We start from the raw sequence: 13,938 nt of genomic DNA, 5'->3' as shown, positions 1-13,938 counted from the left end.
GTGGTCTGTGGTACAATGGCAAAAAGCCGCATGCGTGTGGTGTCTACTATCATAATTCCCGGAGCTTCATGTCCACAGAACAAAACCAAACCTCATTCCAGTCTTTAGGATTGAGCGACAATATTTTACGTGCCGTTACTGAATGCGGTTATACCACCCCGACCCCAATACAACAGCAAGCCATCCCAACTGTGATGGCAGGTCATGACCTATTAGCTGCCGCGCAGACTGGAACCGGAAAAACAGCCGGTTTTACGCTGCCATTGCTACATAAACTCTCCAGTACCAAGACCGAAGGTAAGCCAGTTATCAAAGCGTTAATTTTGACGCCGACTCGCGAACTGGCTGCTCAAGTTGAAGATAACCTCAATACCTACGCCAAATATACCGGTCTTAAGTCTTTGGTTATTTTTGGTGGCGTTGGTATTAACCCTCAAATTAATGCATTACGTCGTGGTGTCGACATTCTGGTAGCAACCCCAGGGCGTTTGCTGGATCATAGCCGTCAGGGGACGGTGGATTTAAGTAAAATTGACGTCTTGATTCTGGACGAAGCGGACCGAATGCTGGATATGGGCTTTATTCATGACATTAAAAAAGTGATGAAACTCATACCCGAGAAACGCCAGACATTGCTGTTTTCAGCAACTTTTTCGAGTGAAATTAAAGCCCTGGCGCAGCAGTTTATGCATGAGCCAAAGCTGGTTGAAGTTGCACGCCAGAATGCGGCAGCAGACACGATACAACAGCGGGTTTACCCGGTTGATAAAAAACGTAAAAGAGAGCTGCTCAGCTACTTAATTGGTAGCCGTAACTGGCGACAAGTACTGGTCTTTACGCGCACTAAACATGGTGCCAACAGGCTGGCAACACAATTAACTGATGATGCCCTGCCCTCTATGGCAATCCACGGAAATAAAAGTCAGGGCGCAAGAACCAAAGCCCTGGCCCAATTTAAAGCCGGAAAATTGCGCGTACTAGTGGCAACCGATATTGCCGCACGTGGTATCGATATCGACGAGCTACCCCACGTTATTAACTTTGAGTTGCCTCAGGTAGCTGAAGACTACGTTCACCGCATTGGTCGCACCGGCCGAGCTGGCAGTGAAGGTGAAGCGGCATCACTGGTCTGTGTTGATGAGCATAAATTGTTACGCGACATAGAAAAACTGACTAAAAATGAGATACCTAAAGAGGTTATTCCGGGCTTTGAACCAGACCCCAGTATAAAACCGGAGCCAATCCAAAAGCCCAGAACGGGCCGCCCTCAGAACTCACGTCGTGCGCCTCGCCAAAAAAGGCCAGATACACGACGCTAGTTTCACGGTCGGAAGCACGGCTAGACTTTATTTCAAAAAGTCTAGCCCTCCGGTAACCGCTGCAACCTGAGCATCAATACATTGCTCAGGTGTTGCTTTCGGGCTGTCAGGGTACACTTCTGTTGTGGTGGCATACTCGGCTTTACTAAAGCTAATACACAGCCCCATTTTTGCGGTTGGCAATAAAATAACACCGCGCTGGGCAATGTCTTCGCCTATCAACTTATTCTCGTCGTCAGCGTCCGCAATATGCGTCACTTGCTCTACCGAATCCAACACCGCTTTTTGAAAGTCCGGGTATGGCTTTTCTGAATTACCAACTAAATAAAAGCCGTCTGGAATATTCCAGTTGGTATTCACTTTACCGTCCATAGCAGCCTTGGCCGGACGAAACTCACTGTTATCTGTGTCAGTTGTTTCGTGCAAGTCGATGTGAGCCAAAATATCCACCCCAAGGCCCGCGACATAATTCATAATATGCGCACACTCGCCTGCGGGAGAATCAACCACAAAGGAACGGTTAGGATCAATGGCGGCAGGATTCCAGCGATTAATCGTCTCATAACCCCAGGGACTTAAGCACGGCGCCACTACAACATTAAAATTTGCCTGATAAGCGTTTGCTTTTGCTTCAATAAAACGCAGCGCGCCATGCACACCGCTGGTTTCATAACCATGCACGCCACCTGTCACTAAAATAGTTGGCTTAGCGCTATCCCAATCTTTTGTCTTCACAGCAAATAAAGGGTAAGTCGCGCTTTCGTATGCAAGTTCACCGTATTGCTCTACGTCAAAATCGCTTTTAAAGGTTTCAATTTTGCTGACAACATCATCAAAGTATGAGCGCTTTTTGCTTTGCTCAGCCAGCCAGCGAGCTTTCTCTTCTGCTCCCCACGGCTTACCCGGCGTTCCAATATGATAAATCGTTTGTTGCGTCATATTCTGATCCTATTCATTAAAACAAGGCAGCTATATTATCAAAGTCTTTGCCTGCACCAAATTCTATCATGCTGATTAAGCCGCTTTGGTCGACTCTTTATTATTTGTTTTTGCTGGCCCAGAAGTTTCCGTTGCAGTTTTTTCAGTTTTTGGCTTTTTCGGTTTTTTTGCACCTAACGCAATAAGTACGTTCTCGCGTTCTTTTGCTAGAAATAAGGCCATATCTTCAAGCTGCTGCTCGTCAGTAAAAATTTCACTGCCTTTAATGAGTGGATTTAAGGCTTCTGCCATATCCAAAATTTTATCGTGTGCATCGGCTTCGGCTTTTGAAGTGAATGTCATTTTCTCGGCTCCGTCGCGAATAACTACATATTGGGTTACTACAGCCATGGTGTGGTCCTTTGCTGATGTGTAAATATACTGTTTATTTATACAGTAAGGTCACATAGATTGCAATAGTTGCTACATCCGCTAAACTGCGCAATCGCATAATCTCCTCATTTCGACAGGAAGCAAACCGGACCCATGATTCAATTCTCTAAAGCACAAGTTCAACTGGCCATTTTTGCCATGGCGATTGGAAGCTTTGCAATTGGTATTGGCGAATTTGTCATTATGGGGCTACTACCGGACGTTGCGACGGACTTTAATACAGATACCCGCCAAACAGGGCATTTAATTAGTCTTTATGCACTGGGTGTCGTTATTGGCGCGCCACTTATTACCATATTATTTGCACGATTTCCGCGCAAACCCATGCTACTCGCTCTACTACTGGCGTTCGCTTTAGGCAATTTTGCCAGCGCCTCTGCAGACAGCTACCCGCTACTGCAGGTATTACGCTTTTTAACAGGCTTACCGCATGGTGCTTATTTTGGTATTGCCTGTTTGGTTGCTGCCGACATGGTGCACAAAAACCAACGCGGTATGGCTGTCACCATGGTCATGATGGGTCTAACCATTGCCATTTTAGTTGGCAATCCATTAGCAACCTGGCTAGGGCAGCTTATTGACTGGCGCACAGTTTACTACACGGTAGGCGCTCTTGGGCTACTGGCGCTGATCATGATTTTCTTTGTGGTTCCGCAACATCCGAACGAACGAAAAACCTCCGCCAGAAACGAAATACAAGCATTACAAAACCCGCAGGTATGGCTGACCTTAGCAATAGGCGCGATTGGATTCGGTGGAATGTTTTCAGTTTTGAGTTACATAGCACCAACACTGATAAACGCAACCGGGCTGGCACCTCACTGGATACCTGTCGCATTATTCATCTATGGAATAGGCTCTCTGGGTGGCAGTTTAGTCGGAGGCTGGGCGGCTGACCGAAACTTGAAATTAACCATAGGTGGTTCCCTGCTTTGGTCAGCAATTGTCCTGGCCATTTTTCCGCTCACATTACAGAGCCTCTGGAGCATTATGCCCATGGTCTTATTACTGGGTAGTGCCGCCGCTCTGGTGCCCGCTCTTCAGGTGCGCTTAATGGATGTTGCCGGTGAAGCCCAAACCCTGGCAGCGTCTTTGAACCATTCAGCTTTCAACGCTGCGAATGCGTTAGGTGCCTGGCTGGGCGGACTCGCCATTATATCCCCCCTAAGCTGGCAAGGCACAGGCTGGGTTGGATGCGCACTGGCCTTAGCCGGGTTATTACTGTTTTGGATAACAAAAAAGCACAGTCGTAAAACACCGAATATTATGAGTCTTTAACCTGTCCTTCAACATCCAGTTCCTGTAACTCTTCACCAGGTTTTGCATAAGATAAACGTGCAGCCCGCTGGGTACTATGGTATCCGTCCAGCCCTGAAACCGTCATTGCTCCCAGTGATTCAATATCAATGAAGCCGTCGTTTTTTACAGCCTCTTCTTTCACCTCCACCCAACGTACTTCACCGACAATTAATGCCGTGTCGTTATGCTGAATAGGAATAATTTCCACCAACTGCATACCAATTCTCAAAGCACTTTCCGCTACGTGGGGCGCGTGGAACCCATCCGCAAATTCAGGAGTAAGCCCACAAGCCTCAAACTCCGAGGTGTCGCGCGGATACCGTGCTGAGGTCTGGTGCGCCTGCTGAAAAAACTCGTTGTTGACTTGATTAATGGTGTAAACGCCACTTTCTTCAATGTTTTCCCAAGTATGCCGGGTGACAGACTGAGGGCGCATAATAAAGCCGAGAAAAGGCGGGTTGCTACCCAAGTGCACAACCGAGCTTATCATTGCCAGGTTATTTTGCTGATGTCGGTCACGTGTCCCTATCACATTGGCACTCTTAAAACCCGACAGACAGTTGACGAAGCAGGCTCTTTCGCTGTCTTCCATGTTCGCTAGATCTTGCTGTTTATAGGTTCTCATTAAAGCTCCGAGTTTATTGTCTGATTAGTTAGCTATACGTTCTATCTCTACATTACGATCGTTTACAAATAACTTATTGCGAACTATTATCATTTGCGTTAGCTTATTTACTTAAAGCCAGATAAAAGGACAAAGAATGACTGACACTTATCAAAACTACTTTACTAGTCAGGCGCAGTTAAAAACCGCCACGTCACTGCTAAGCCAAAAGAACTATGAGTCCGCAACCGCTTTCCTTGCACAGGCGCGAGAGTCAGTGAAAGGCGTTTTCAATGAACCGGCTCTGGCTGCTAACGCCATCCAAAACTATACAACCTGTTCAGTCTTACTTATAGCCACTTGTATTCGCCGCCATCAGCAAATGCAGGCGCACGAGTTTCAGCAGGAAAGCATGAAGCAGTTAATACAGTGGCAGCAGCACACATCGGCTCAACCGCTCATAGAGCTATGCCGCTATTGTTATCAATTACTTATTACGGGGTGTCAGCATTCTCGTTGTCTGGGGCATTGTATACAACAATTAGAGGAGACGGGTTATGCGCAGGAACAAACCTGAGCGTTTAAAACTTTCAATGAGTAAAGAGCAGCTCAAGAAACTGTTACTTGAACAGAAGCTCGTTGCCAGCGATATTCGTTGTTGTGATTACTGCAGCCAATGTGAATTAAAACAGTTGATACTCGAATGTGCACGTATAAATTGCAGTAGCTCGTTAACGAATTTTGACAGTTAAAACTCTTTTTTCCTAAGAGCCTTCTTCTGCCCCAGTTGCTTTTTACCGGTTAATCGTCGCTCCTTAGCTGAGCGGCTGGGTTTTGTCGGAATCCGCTTTTTTTGAACCTGTCCGACACTGCGAATTAGCTCAATCAGCTGTTCAAGTGCCAGCTCCCGGTTACGAGCCTGGCTGCGAGTCTCCTGGCATTTGATAATGACTTTGCCACTTTGAGTAATACGGTGGTCAGACTTTTTAAGCAGTCGCTGTTTATAAAAATCAGGCAAGGAAGACGCCTGAACATCAAAAATAAGTTGAGCTGCGGTGGCCACTTTATTCACGTTTTGGCCCCCCGCACCACTAGAACGGATAAACTGCCATTCTATTTCATGTTCTGAAAATTCAACTCGCTGTGAAACTCTGATCATTTTACTCTGCGGGTTCTATAAAGTTATCAATGCCTTCCTCTTTTAAGGCATCTAATGCTTCTGCAAGAGCGTCTTCTTCTTTCTCAAACTCATCTTCCCAAAGGGTCGAGTTATTATTCTGATCAACAATTTCTAAAATCCAGCCACTCTCTTCAGAGCGATAAATATCTATTTCCACGGTTTTGCCGTTGTCACTGTATTCTTGCGTGTGTTTACTTTGAATCACTTGCTGTTCTTCGCTCATAGTCGGCTCTTTTTGTTGATCAGTGTGGGGATGCATTCTATCACTCTTCCGTCTCCCCCGAAGGGTCTTTTTGCAATGCTTCTAGTACATCGCGTACGAAATCGTGCTCATTGAACCCTGGTTCCCCAGCAAGATCATAGCCCCGGCGAACAACGACTAAGTTTTTTGACGGAATGACCACCAAAAACTGTCCTCTGTTGCCACGCGCGGCAATGGTGTCATTCGGTAATTCCGGAAAGCGTTCATTGTAAAGCCACCACTGCGCGCCATACCCTGGAGCTCCTTGCGGCGGTTGGGCCGGTGCCGGCATGCTGATGTAATCGAGCCAGCCTTCAGGTAGAATTTGCTCCCCCTGCCATTTTCCTCTTTGCAGGTGCAGAACGCCCAGGCGAGCTAAATCGCGAGCAGTCGTCCACACCTGTGACGATAAAATAAAGTCCCCACGCCAGTCAGTTTCCGGGAACGTGTGCTGCATACCAATCTTTTCCAATAGAGCTGTGTGCGGAAACTCCAAATACTCTTCCGTTGTATCAAAACGTTCATGAAGCGCCCGTAATGCCAATAATGTGTCATTGTTAGCGTACTTCCACCGGCTCCCCGGGGCCACCTCAAGAGCGGCTACCGTGGCGGTGTCACTCACCAGCCCGCCTCCCATATAGACGCGGTCGGTGCGATTCCCCGCTTTGTTACTATCTAAGCCGGACGCCATGTGTAATAAGTTTTCCAGCGTAATGTTTCTACGCGGATCAATTGGGTGCGACCAGTTGGCAATCCCCGCTGGAGCACCCAACTCTAACTTATCTTGTTGAACGGCAGCCCCAATAACGCTGCCACCAATACTCTTCGCAACCGACCAGGTGCGCTGCGAGGTTTCAGGAGTAAAACCTTCGATATAGCGTTCCGCAATAATTTCGTCAGGTGTTGCTATCAATATTGCTGAAGTTCGTGCCCCTGAACCATATTTTTTAGTAAAAGCTTGCTGAAGTACTGACTCTAACTCAGGATTATCATTAATAGCATTAACCTTGGCGCGTTGCTGCCATGGCTCTCCATTATCCTTTCCGGCTGCGGCTTTCCCGCTATATGGATCCGCTACCAATTTAGCATCGTCTGTACTGGCACCTACTGGCAAATCCACGCAGCCCAACTTCGGACGCCACACTGATATCCGCTCCCTCTTGCCCTCATCGTAAGCAACCCTGACCCACTGGTTTTCTTCGTCAATGACAGGCTCCATAGTCCTCACGCGTTCAGCAATTAATGAATAAATGCCACTCAACTCATGTTCGCGAATTTGCTCCATATTTTTATTGCCGTTAAAGACAGCACTGCAGGTAAAGCCTGCGGTATAGCCAGCCGCATGAGCGTTTAACGTAGTCTCTGTTTCTTCGGCCTGAGCAAATCCTATCATTAACAAACTGCTCACAATCACTAACTTAAGTGCTTTATTCATTAATCATCCGCCCGCGTGCTCCGGTTAATGACTCAATGTACGAGCATGACGCAAAAGAAGCAAACCACGGTGGTCATCCGAATGTTAAGTTTTGTGGTATATTACTGCGCAACTATTTACCCGAGCAGGATAATCCTATGGCAGCTTTTGGCACCGTATTTATGCCACAAATGACGTTGGCAACTTTCGAAAATTCAAACTGGAGTGCGCCTAAACTCGTCTCATCTGACTCAATACAGTTACACCCCGGCGCCCATGTTTTACATTACGCCAGTACCTGTTTCGAAGGACTCAAAGCATTTCGTCACGACAACGGCTCTATTAATTTGTTTCGTATGAACCGCAACATAGAGCGCATGCAACAAAGCAGTCAGCTACTCTCATTGCCTAAGTTTGATGCCAGCTTGCTGCAAAACATGATTTCAGATGTTGTCAGTCATTTTGCTGACGAGGTTCCAAAACCACCGGGATCCATGTACATACGACCCACTCATATAGGCACCGAAGCCGCTATCGGCAAAGCAGCATCCCCCACCAGCTCTTCAATGCTTTACGTGTTGCTATCACCGGTTGGCGACTACTTTTCCGGCGGGGCAAAAACTTTGCGCTTACTGTTAGAAGAAGATGGCTCGCGCTGCGCCGCACACATGGGCATGGTTAAAAGCGGTGGTAACTACGCCAGTGCGTTGCAGCCTATTTTACAGGCACGAGCTTCCGTCAACGCTGATCAGGTGTTGTTTTGCCCTAATGGCGACGTACAGGAAACCGGGGCTGCCAATTTCTTGCTTATCGATGGCAACGAAATTATTACCAAGGCGCTGGACAGTAGCTTCCTGCATGGCGTAACCCGAGATTCTATCCTGACCATTGCACGCGATATGGGCATGACAGTTTCAGAGCGCGAGCTTAGTGTAGAAGAGCTGCTTGAGCGGGCTAAGAAACCAAACACTGAAGCGGCTTTGTCCGGCACAGCTGCCGTTCTCGCCCCTGTTGGTACCTTAATTCACAACGGACAGGAATTTCCCGTCGGGGACGGAAATGCGGGAGCAACAACGCTGAAGCTGCGAAAAGCACTGAACGATATCCAGTGGGGCAAAGCAGAAGATAAGCACGGGTGGTTGACCCAAATCTAATTGTTTGGCGGCAATACGATCCATTCAGGATCCTCGAATTCACCGAGAGGTGTAATCTCACAAAAAGGCGCAGCGCTACGAATAATGTCAGCAACAGCCGGGTCATGCTGACCTTCCATAGCGTCCCGCTGTGCCTTGCTTTCCCATGTCGCGATGGCAATTAATGTTTTTTCATCGCCTATTTTTCGATGCAACTCTGTACCTTTGGCACCGGGAGCCTGCTGGATAATTTCGCTAGCTTTGACCCAGGCATCTGCGTATTCCTCTGCAGTATGACCCTCTTTAATACGAACTTGAAAAATATACTTCATAGCCTCTCCCTCAGTTATTCTTCTTAAGTTTCTTTGTAATTTAACGCTCATCAGATAACAGAATAACACTGCCTTTTTGTGGTTTTCATTAGTTGCCAGAATACTAAAAAATGTCTCCCCTTTACTCACTGTAAATCAATGTAAATTTATTTGCTTATATCGGCGCCAGGGTCTTTGCTTAGTAATAGACTTTCAATGAAAAAGCGAGGGTACTATGAGTAACAACCAAGCTAAAGCTGAAGAAACTGTCAATAAATCTGCGAATAAGGCCCACGACACCATCGATAAAGTCGCTGATGCGGCTAAGAATGCTTCTGATCAAGTCGGTGAGAAAGGTCACGACCTAAAAGAAACTCAGGAAAAATGGCTTTCTACTGCAACCGATTACGTTAAGGAAAACCCCATTAAATCGTTGGGAATTGCAGCAGCTAGCGGCTACTTATTGAGCAGGTTATTTAGTGACCGCTCCTAATAAAGCAGAAGCGAACGAAACTGAAGGTTTGCTTCAACAAATCCAGGCGCTGGAAAGCGAAGTACGAGGTGTTGTTAAAGCACAGCTCCAGCTAGCGGGTATGGAAACCCGCCGAGCGGGGGAAAGCTTTGTTCGAATGGTAGCCTTAGGCGTTATCGCCAGTTGCTTAATTTTGTCTGCCTGGGGAGCACTAGTGGTGGCCGCTGTAGCCATCGTCGTCAATAGCGCTGTTTTATCTCTGACAACGGCGCTTATCGTCGTTTCCGCTTGCCATCTCGGTATCGCACTTTACATTATTAAGTACATCAAAAGGCGAAGCCGTGACCTCTTGTTTTCTAAAACAAGCAGCAGTTTTTAATGGAGGTTTTATGCCATCAAGCCTGGATAATCAAATTGCGCAAATGGAGCACAACCTTAAGCGTCGTAAACTCGCTTTAAAAGCTCGTTCAAGACAAGCGGTTGCCACCACCTGTAACAAGTTATCGTCGCCCGAAGCGCTTTGCTTTGCTGCCGGTGCCGGGTTCTTTATCGGAAGGCTGTCAGACAAACCACGACAGAAAAAACCTCAAAAGCAGAAAAAGCCAAAATCAGGAGCGGTGATTAATGTATTAAGAATCATCTCAGGCGCTCAAACAGCCGCCGGTTTTGCAAAACATCTGTAAAGATGACCGTAAAACCGAATAGATGTCGCTATAGTGATTGTGGTAATGATTTTTCAATAACAGGAGGTTTACCCCATGAAGAATTTAAAAATGGTACTACCAGCAAGTTTAATCGCGCTTTCAATGCTAACAATTTCAGGTTGCAGTGAAGCCGAGACCGAAAAAGCTAAGTCTAAAGCTGAAAACGCAATGCAGGAAACAAAAGACACAGCTCAAAAAGCTCAAAGCTACACTGAAGACAAAGCAGAAGAAGCTGCTGAATACGTTGACGATGCTGTCATCACTACCAAAGTTAAAGCGGTAATATTCGAAGATGACAATTTGAGTAGCATGAATATTAATGTTGAAACGAGCAACGGAATTGTTCAGCTGTCTGGCTTTGTTGAGAGTGAAGCCGATATCGATACAGCAGAGAACCTTGCTTCAACGGTTAAAGGTGTAAAAGACATCGAAAACAACCTGCAGGTTCGTGCGGAATAGTGCGAACACTTAATCACACTCTTTAAATAAAAAGGCGGCTTCTGAAGCCGCCTTTTTATTTTCGCAAAACTAGAACACCTATCAAAATACTGGTAACTTTACGGCATAATAAAAATTAGATACCTAAGACAATGCCAAGCGATAACTTTAGTAATCAACCAATACCGCCTGACAATCTTCCAAACGTTAGCGCACAACAATTTACACCGTTAAGCAAAGTTTATGTGAAGGTCAACTTGCTGTGCCGCTTAGTCTTTTGGTTAGTCCTTGTTAGCGTTCTTTTAGTACTCTACTGGCAGCCTTGGTTCTCTCTTCCGCCAGAAGCCGCACGTTATTTACCGGAGCTGCAGTTAGCTGCTGGCATATTGGGGTTGTTAAGCTCAATCTATGGGGTTATCGCTGACAAACAAAAGGGCTATGCAATACGGGAACACGACTTCAGCTATCGCAGCGGCGTTCTATTTAAATCCGTTGTAAGTCAGCCTATTTTGCGTATACAACATGTTGAATTAAAGCACGGCCCTATCGATCGACATTTTGGGTTAGCTAATTTAGAAATTTTTAGCGCCGGTGGATCAATGTATACTTTCTCTATTCCCGGCTTACCAGAAGAGAAAGCCCTTGAAATGCGATCGTATGTATTAACGCACGGTGATATTGCAGCAAATGATTAGTTACCAGAATCAATGGCTAAAACTGTCGCCAGTAGCAGTAATTTATTTTGCCGTTCAGTTTATTAAAAGCATTGGCAATAACCTAATTTATCTGCTCCCGGCTATTCTTGTCGGTTATAATCAATTTGCCGAGAATGGCCCGATGATACTGTCAGGTATCGGCGCTATTTTGCTTTTTGTTGCAGTAAGTGCGTTGCTCAAATTTTACTTCTATAAATATCGTCTAACGGAAGGAAGAGTTCAAATTCATTCCGGCGTATTACAAAAAACACACATTGACCTTCCTTTTGAACGCATACAGAACGTTCGTTTTGAGCAGCCTATTTTTTATCGGCCCACCAACCATATTTGTATGCTTTTGGATACGGCAGGTTCGAGTAAACTAGAAGCCAAAGTTATTGCTTTACCCAAAGAGGTCGCCGAATCCCTGAAAAAAGAAATACTCGAACACAAAACTGAACGCATTGACTCCACAGAGCCCGAAGAACCTCAGGCAGAGCAGGAAGAGCTTTTAAATTCTCGTTCAATTCGTGATTTAATCGTTCATGGGCTTGCCAGTAACCGCATTTGGATTGTTTTGGGCGCGTTGGCCCCCTTCTTTAATTCAATTTCAGAAGAGTTTGTGAAAAGCATAGAGAGTATGGGGGTTGACGTCGACTCTCTAGTTTCCTCGTCTCAATACGCATTCTGGCAATATATTTTGTTTTTCTTATCTATCGCTTTTGTTGTTATTGCGCTTATGGCGTTGTTCTCAATTCTAGGCTCGGTCATCACCTTTTATAATTTTAAATTAACACGGAGTGATGATCGCTATATTCGCCGTAACGGGCTTTTCACCCGGCATGAAGTCGTTATGAAATTGTCCCGACTTCAAATGATTATTTATCAGCAAAATTGGCTCGACCGTCTTTTACAAAGAGTGAATCTAAAGTTTGAACAATTAAACGCAAACCAGGGGCATCAGTCCGGCGAAGGCTCCAGTGGAAAAATTATTGTGCCCTCTGTAACCCTTGAAGAAGCACATCACTTAGCTGCGGATAGCTGGCCCGACAATAAACTCAGCACAGTCGATTATCAGCCGGTTAGTAAACGGCTTGCCGTGCGGAACACGCTTATTGCATTCTGGCTGCTCATTCCACTGGCGGGTGTTTTCGCTTACTTTGGACAAGCAGAGCTGGCATCGGCGTCAGTTGTTTTGTTTGCTGTTTCTACTGCTTTTATCATTTTAAGTTGGAAACGATGGGGTTACGCCATTGACGATAACTTCATTTATCTTAGAAGGGGTTTAATCGGCATTAATTATCGCTGCTTCCCTATCCATAAAGTTCAACAAACTCAGTTCTCTCAAAGCGTTTTTATGCGACGCTTTCAATTATGCTCGGTTAAATTTGTATTAGCCTGTGGCCGGCAAACACTGCCTTTCGTACAAGATACAACGGGAAGGACGTTCATTGATGTCTGCCTGTACCGTGTCGAAGCCCTGAAAAAATCCTGGATGTAATTATGGAATTACCTTTTTCACAAGCCTGCGAAAACAATAAAGACCCAATACTCAATATTCTGAAACGGGCTTTTGCCGACTCCTCTCACGTACTAGAAGTGGGTAGTGGTACCGGACAGCACGCAGTGTACTTTGCCAGGCAACTCACGCACCTTAAGTGGCAGGCAAGTGATCAGCCTCAATATTTATCTGGAATAACAGCTCGCATTAAACAGGAAGGCGAGAACAACCAGCCTGCCCCTCGGGAGTTTGACGTTTTTAAATCAGCGCCTAACGGTCAATTTGATGCCCTATTCACAGCAAATACCTGCCACATTATGCCTAAAGAAGGCGTTGAAAGACTTTTCGACCACTTAGGGGATGCACTTAAATCAGTAAAGGTGCTATGCATTTACGGACCGTTTAATGACAACGGCCACTTTACCAGCGACAGCAACCGAGCTTTTCAGCAGTCATTGCAGGCTCGTGATAGTCAAATGGGCATACGCGACCAACAATGGATCGCGAAGCTTGCCGACCAGCAAGGATTCAAATTAAAAAACATCCATACTATGCCGGCAAACAACCAACTCCTGGAATTTCACCGCTAGCCCTTAACAAGAAGGGCCGCTAATTTCTATTTCGTATTTGGTATAATACGTAACTCGACCCGTCGGTTTAACTGGCGTCCTCTCTCGGTGTCGTTATCGGCCACCGGCATACTCTCGCCATAGCCTTCAGTCGTTACCCGACGTGAGTCCACTCCATTACCAACCAAATGGTTACGCACGGCTTTAGCCCGGTTTAAAGACAACTGCTGATTGTACTCGGCCGAACCGGTGCTGTCGGTATGCCCTTCTATCAGCATCGTAGTCTTCTCGTATTTCTTCAGTACTCGGGCAACGTCATCCAGTACAGGATCGAAACTTTGAGAAATATTAGCGCTACCCGTCGCAAAGGTAATACTACTAGGTAATTGCAGACGCAGGTTGTCGCCATCGCGAATAACTTTTACACCACTGTCAGCCAGTTCTTCACGGAATTCCTGCTCTTGCTTATCCATATAATTGCCAATGGCACCGCCTGCCAGAGCACCAACTGCAGCACCCCAGACATATCGGCTTTTATCATGGTCGCCCGTTCCTTTGCCCAATAGAGCTCCGGTAACAGCACCAATGGTCGCCCCTTTCTGGGTGTTACTCATGTTTGCACACCCAGCCACTACCAAGGACGACATCACCATAGTTAGAACGAACTTTTTCATATATTTACTCCCT

General features: G+C 46.1%; 19 protein-coding genes. 11 read left to right on the top strand and 8 right to left on the bottom strand.

All coding sequences use genetic code 11. The features are described 5' to 3' along the window. Positions 1 to 68: 68 nt before the first annotated feature. Entirely contained in the window at positions 69 to 1,319 is a 1,251-nt protein-coding gene (locus RBK99_RS00490) for a DEAD/DEAH box helicase (RefSeq protein WP_317502686.1), read from the top strand. A gap of 27 nt (positions 1,320 to 1,346) precedes the next feature. On the opposite strand, the gene RBK99_RS00485 is transcribed toward RBK99_RS00490, so the two are convergent. Both RBK99_RS00485 and RBK99_RS00480 read right to left on the bottom strand, forming a co-directional pair. Further along, the gene (locus tag RBK99_RS00485; protein ID WP_317502685.1) at positions 1,347 to 2,258 is read right to left on the bottom strand and encodes a M14 family metallopeptidase; all 912 of its coding nucleotides are present in this window, start codon (positions 2,256 to 2,258) and stop codon (positions 1,347 to 1,349) included. A gap of 75 nt (positions 2,259 to 2,333) precedes the next feature. After that, entirely contained in the window at positions 2,334 to 2,648 is a 315-nt protein-coding gene (locus tag RBK99_RS00480; protein ID WP_317502684.1) for a YebG family protein, read from the bottom strand. A 135-nt stretch (positions 2,649 to 2,783) separates the two neighbouring features. On the opposite strand from RBK99_RS00480, the gene RBK99_RS00475 reads away from it, so the two are divergent. Then, positions 2,784 to 3,968: an MFS transporter gene (locus tag RBK99_RS00475; protein ID WP_317502683.1), complete on the top strand. Its 1,185-nt coding sequence runs from the start codon at positions 2,784 to 2,786 to the stop codon at positions 3,966 to 3,968. On the opposite strand, the gene RBK99_RS00470 is transcribed toward RBK99_RS00475, so the two are convergent. Continuing rightward, positions 3,955 to 4,614 carry a flavin reductase family protein gene (locus tag RBK99_RS00470; protein WP_317502682.1) on the bottom strand — a complete coding sequence of 220 codons (660 nt, stop codon included), beginning with the start codon at positions 4,612 to 4,614 and terminating at the stop codon, positions 3,955 to 3,957. The two genes, RBK99_RS00475 and RBK99_RS00470, sit on opposite strands and share 14 nt — an antisense overlap. Positions 4,615 to 4,750: 136 nt before the next feature. On the opposite strand from RBK99_RS00470, the gene RBK99_RS00465 reads away from it, so the two are divergent. Continuing rightward, positions 4,751 to 5,170 (top strand): hypothetical protein, encoded by a 420-nt coding sequence (locus RBK99_RS00465; RefSeq protein ID WP_317502681.1) that lies wholly within the window; start codon positions 4,751 to 4,753, stop codon positions 5,168 to 5,170. Between the two features lie 171 nt (positions 5,171 to 5,341). Here the strand turns inward: RBK99_RS00465 and arfB are convergent, their stop codons facing one another. Genes arfB through RBK99_RS00450 form a run of 3 tightly spaced genes read right to left on the bottom strand, consistent with a single transcriptional unit; the run spans position 5,342 to position 7,449 of the window. Further along, positions 5,342 to 5,752, bottom strand: coding sequence for an alternative ribosome rescue aminoacyl-tRNA hydrolase ArfB (arfB, locus tag RBK99_RS00460; protein WP_317502680.1), 411 nt, complete (start codon positions 5,750 to 5,752; stop codon positions 5,342 to 5,344). 1 nt (position 5,753) lies between these two features. Then, entirely contained in the window at positions 5,754 to 6,032 is a 279-nt protein-coding gene (locus tag RBK99_RS00455) for a hypothetical protein (protein WP_317502679.1), read from the bottom strand. A gap of 4 nt (positions 6,033 to 6,036) precedes the next feature. Then, positions 6,037 to 7,449: a serine hydrolase domain-containing protein gene (locus RBK99_RS00450; protein ID WP_317502678.1), complete on the bottom strand. Its 1,413-nt coding sequence runs from the start codon at positions 7,447 to 7,449 to the stop codon at positions 6,037 to 6,039. Positions 7,450 to 7,586: 137 nt separating this feature from the next. Here RBK99_RS00450 and RBK99_RS00445 point away from each other — a divergent pair, with 137 nt between their 5' ends. Beyond that, positions 7,587 to 8,582: a branched-chain amino acid aminotransferase gene (locus tag RBK99_RS00445; protein ID WP_317503346.1), complete on the top strand. Its 996-nt coding sequence runs from the start codon at positions 7,587 to 7,589 to the stop codon at positions 8,580 to 8,582. On the opposite strand, the gene RBK99_RS00440 is transcribed toward RBK99_RS00445, so the two are convergent. Further along, positions 8,579 to 8,893 (bottom strand): antibiotic biosynthesis monooxygenase family protein, encoded by a 315-nt coding sequence (locus RBK99_RS00440; protein WP_317502677.1) that lies wholly within the window; start codon positions 8,891 to 8,893, stop codon positions 8,579 to 8,581. The genes RBK99_RS00445 and RBK99_RS00440 overlap by 4 nt on opposite strands. Before the next feature lie 214 nt (positions 8,894 to 9,107). Between RBK99_RS00440 and RBK99_RS00435 the strand changes: the two genes are divergently transcribed. From RBK99_RS00435 to RBK99_RS00405, 7 genes are all read left to right on the top strand, one after another. Beyond that, on the top strand, positions 9,108 to 9,365 hold the full coding sequence (locus RBK99_RS00435; RefSeq protein WP_317502676.1) for an ElaB/YgaM/YqjD family protein: 258 nt from the start codon (positions 9,108 to 9,110) through the stop codon (positions 9,363 to 9,365). Further along, on the top strand, positions 9,352 to 9,723 hold the full coding sequence (locus RBK99_RS00430) for a phage holin family protein (protein WP_317502675.1): 372 nt from the start codon (positions 9,352 to 9,354) through the stop codon (positions 9,721 to 9,723). Before RBK99_RS00435 ends, RBK99_RS00430 begins: the two co-directional genes overlap by 14 nt. Before the next feature lie 10 nt (positions 9,724 to 9,733). Continuing rightward, positions 9,734 to 10,027: a hypothetical protein gene (locus tag RBK99_RS00425; protein ID WP_317502674.1), complete on the top strand. Its 294-nt coding sequence runs from the start codon at positions 9,734 to 9,736 to the stop codon at positions 10,025 to 10,027. 75 nt (positions 10,028 to 10,102) lie between these two features. After that, a complete protein-coding gene (locus tag RBK99_RS00420) occupies positions 10,103 to 10,507 on the top strand; it encodes a BON domain-containing protein (RefSeq protein WP_317502673.1) in 405 nt (134 codons plus the stop codon). A gap of 131 nt (positions 10,508 to 10,638) precedes the next feature. After that, on the top strand, positions 10,639 to 11,181 hold the full coding sequence (locus tag RBK99_RS00415; protein ID WP_317502672.1) for a PH domain-containing protein: 543 nt from the start codon (positions 10,639 to 10,641) through the stop codon (positions 11,179 to 11,181). Beyond that, positions 11,174 to 12,682: a PH domain-containing protein gene (locus tag RBK99_RS00410; protein WP_317502671.1), complete on the top strand. Its 1,509-nt coding sequence runs from the start codon at positions 11,174 to 11,176 to the stop codon at positions 12,680 to 12,682. Before RBK99_RS00415 ends, RBK99_RS00410 begins: the two co-directional genes overlap by 8 nt. A gap of 2 nt (positions 12,683 to 12,684) precedes the next feature. Then, positions 12,685 to 13,272, top strand: coding sequence for a DUF938 domain-containing protein (locus RBK99_RS00405; protein WP_317502670.1), 588 nt, complete (start codon positions 12,685 to 12,687; stop codon positions 13,270 to 13,272). A 26-nt stretch (positions 13,273 to 13,298) separates the two neighbouring features. Here the strand turns inward: RBK99_RS00405 and RBK99_RS00400 are convergent, their stop codons facing one another. Continuing rightward, positions 13,299 to 13,925, bottom strand: coding sequence for a YiaD family glycine zipper/OmpA-like lipoprotein (locus RBK99_RS00400; protein WP_317502669.1), 627 nt, complete (start codon positions 13,923 to 13,925; stop codon positions 13,299 to 13,301). Positions 13,926 to 13,938: the final 13 nt, after the last annotated feature.

This window comes from Idiomarina solivarensis (assembly GCF_033052755.1).
Lineage (GTDB): Bacteria > Pseudomonadota > Gammaproteobacteria > Enterobacterales > Alteromonadaceae > Idiomarina.
Note: the sequence above shows the minus strand (reverse complement) of the source record. Positions and strands in the feature narration are given on the sequence as shown.

Bases quoted from the DNA above. Each gene is read 5' to 3' on its own strand.
- RBK99_RS00435 (WP_317502676.1), top strand. From the start codon at position 9,108: ATGAGTAACAACCAAGCTAAAGCTGAAGAAACTGTCAATAAATCTGCG.
- RBK99_RS00475 (WP_317502683.1), top strand. From the start codon at position 2,784: ATGATTCAATTCTCTAAAGCACAAGTTCAACTGGCCATTTTTGCCATG.
- RBK99_RS00490 (WP_317502686.1), top strand. From the start codon at position 69: ATGTCCACAGAACAAAACCAAACCTCATTCCAGTCTTTAGGATTGAGC.
- RBK99_RS00445 (WP_317503346.1), top strand. From the start codon at position 7,587: ATGGCAGCTTTTGGCACCGTATTTATGCCACAAATGACGTTGGCAACT.
- RBK99_RS00420 (WP_317502673.1), top strand. From the start codon at position 10,103: ATGAAGAATTTAAAAATGGTACTACCAGCAAGTTTAATCGCGCTTTCA.
- RBK99_RS00415 (WP_317502672.1), top strand. From the start codon at position 10,639: ATGCCAAGCGATAACTTTAGTAATCAACCAATACCGCCTGACAATCTT.
- RBK99_RS00470 (WP_317502682.1), bottom strand. From the start codon at position 4,614: ATGAGAACCTATAAACAGCAAGATCTAGCGAACATGGAAGACAGCGAA.
- RBK99_RS00450 (WP_317502678.1), bottom strand. From the start codon at position 7,449: ATGAATAAAGCACTTAAGTTAGTGATTGTGAGCAGTTTGTTAATGATA.
- RBK99_RS00410 (WP_317502671.1), top strand. From the start codon at position 11,174: ATGATTAGTTACCAGAATCAATGGCTAAAACTGTCGCCAGTAGCAGTA.
- RBK99_RS00480 (WP_317502684.1), bottom strand. From the start codon at position 2,648: ATGGCTGTAGTAACCCAATATGTAGTTATTCGCGACGGAGCCGAGAAA.
- RBK99_RS00485 (WP_317502685.1), bottom strand. From the start codon at position 2,258: ATGACGCAACAAACGATTTATCATATTGGAACGCCGGGTAAGCCGTGG.
- RBK99_RS00440 (WP_317502677.1), bottom strand. From the start codon at position 8,893: ATGAAGTATATTTTTCAAGTTCGTATTAAAGAGGGTCATACTGCAGAG.
- RBK99_RS00405 (WP_317502670.1), top strand. From the start codon at position 12,685: ATGGAATTACCTTTTTCACAAGCCTGCGAAAACAATAAAGACCCAATA.
- arfB (WP_317502680.1), bottom strand. From the start codon at position 5,752: ATGATCAGAGTTTCACAGCGAGTTGAATTTTCAGAACATGAAATAGAA.
- RBK99_RS00455 (WP_317502679.1), bottom strand. From the start codon at position 6,032: ATGCATCCCCACACTGATCAACAAAAAGAGCCGACTATGAGCGAAGAA.
- RBK99_RS00400 (WP_317502669.1), bottom strand. From the start codon at position 13,925: ATGAAAAAGTTCGTTCTAACTATGGTGATGTCGTCCTTGGTAGTGGCT.
- RBK99_RS00465 (WP_317502681.1), top strand. From the start codon at position 4,751: ATGACTGACACTTATCAAAACTACTTTACTAGTCAGGCGCAGTTAAAA.
- RBK99_RS00425 (WP_317502674.1), top strand. From the start codon at position 9,734: ATGCCATCAAGCCTGGATAATCAAATTGCGCAAATGGAGCACAACCTT.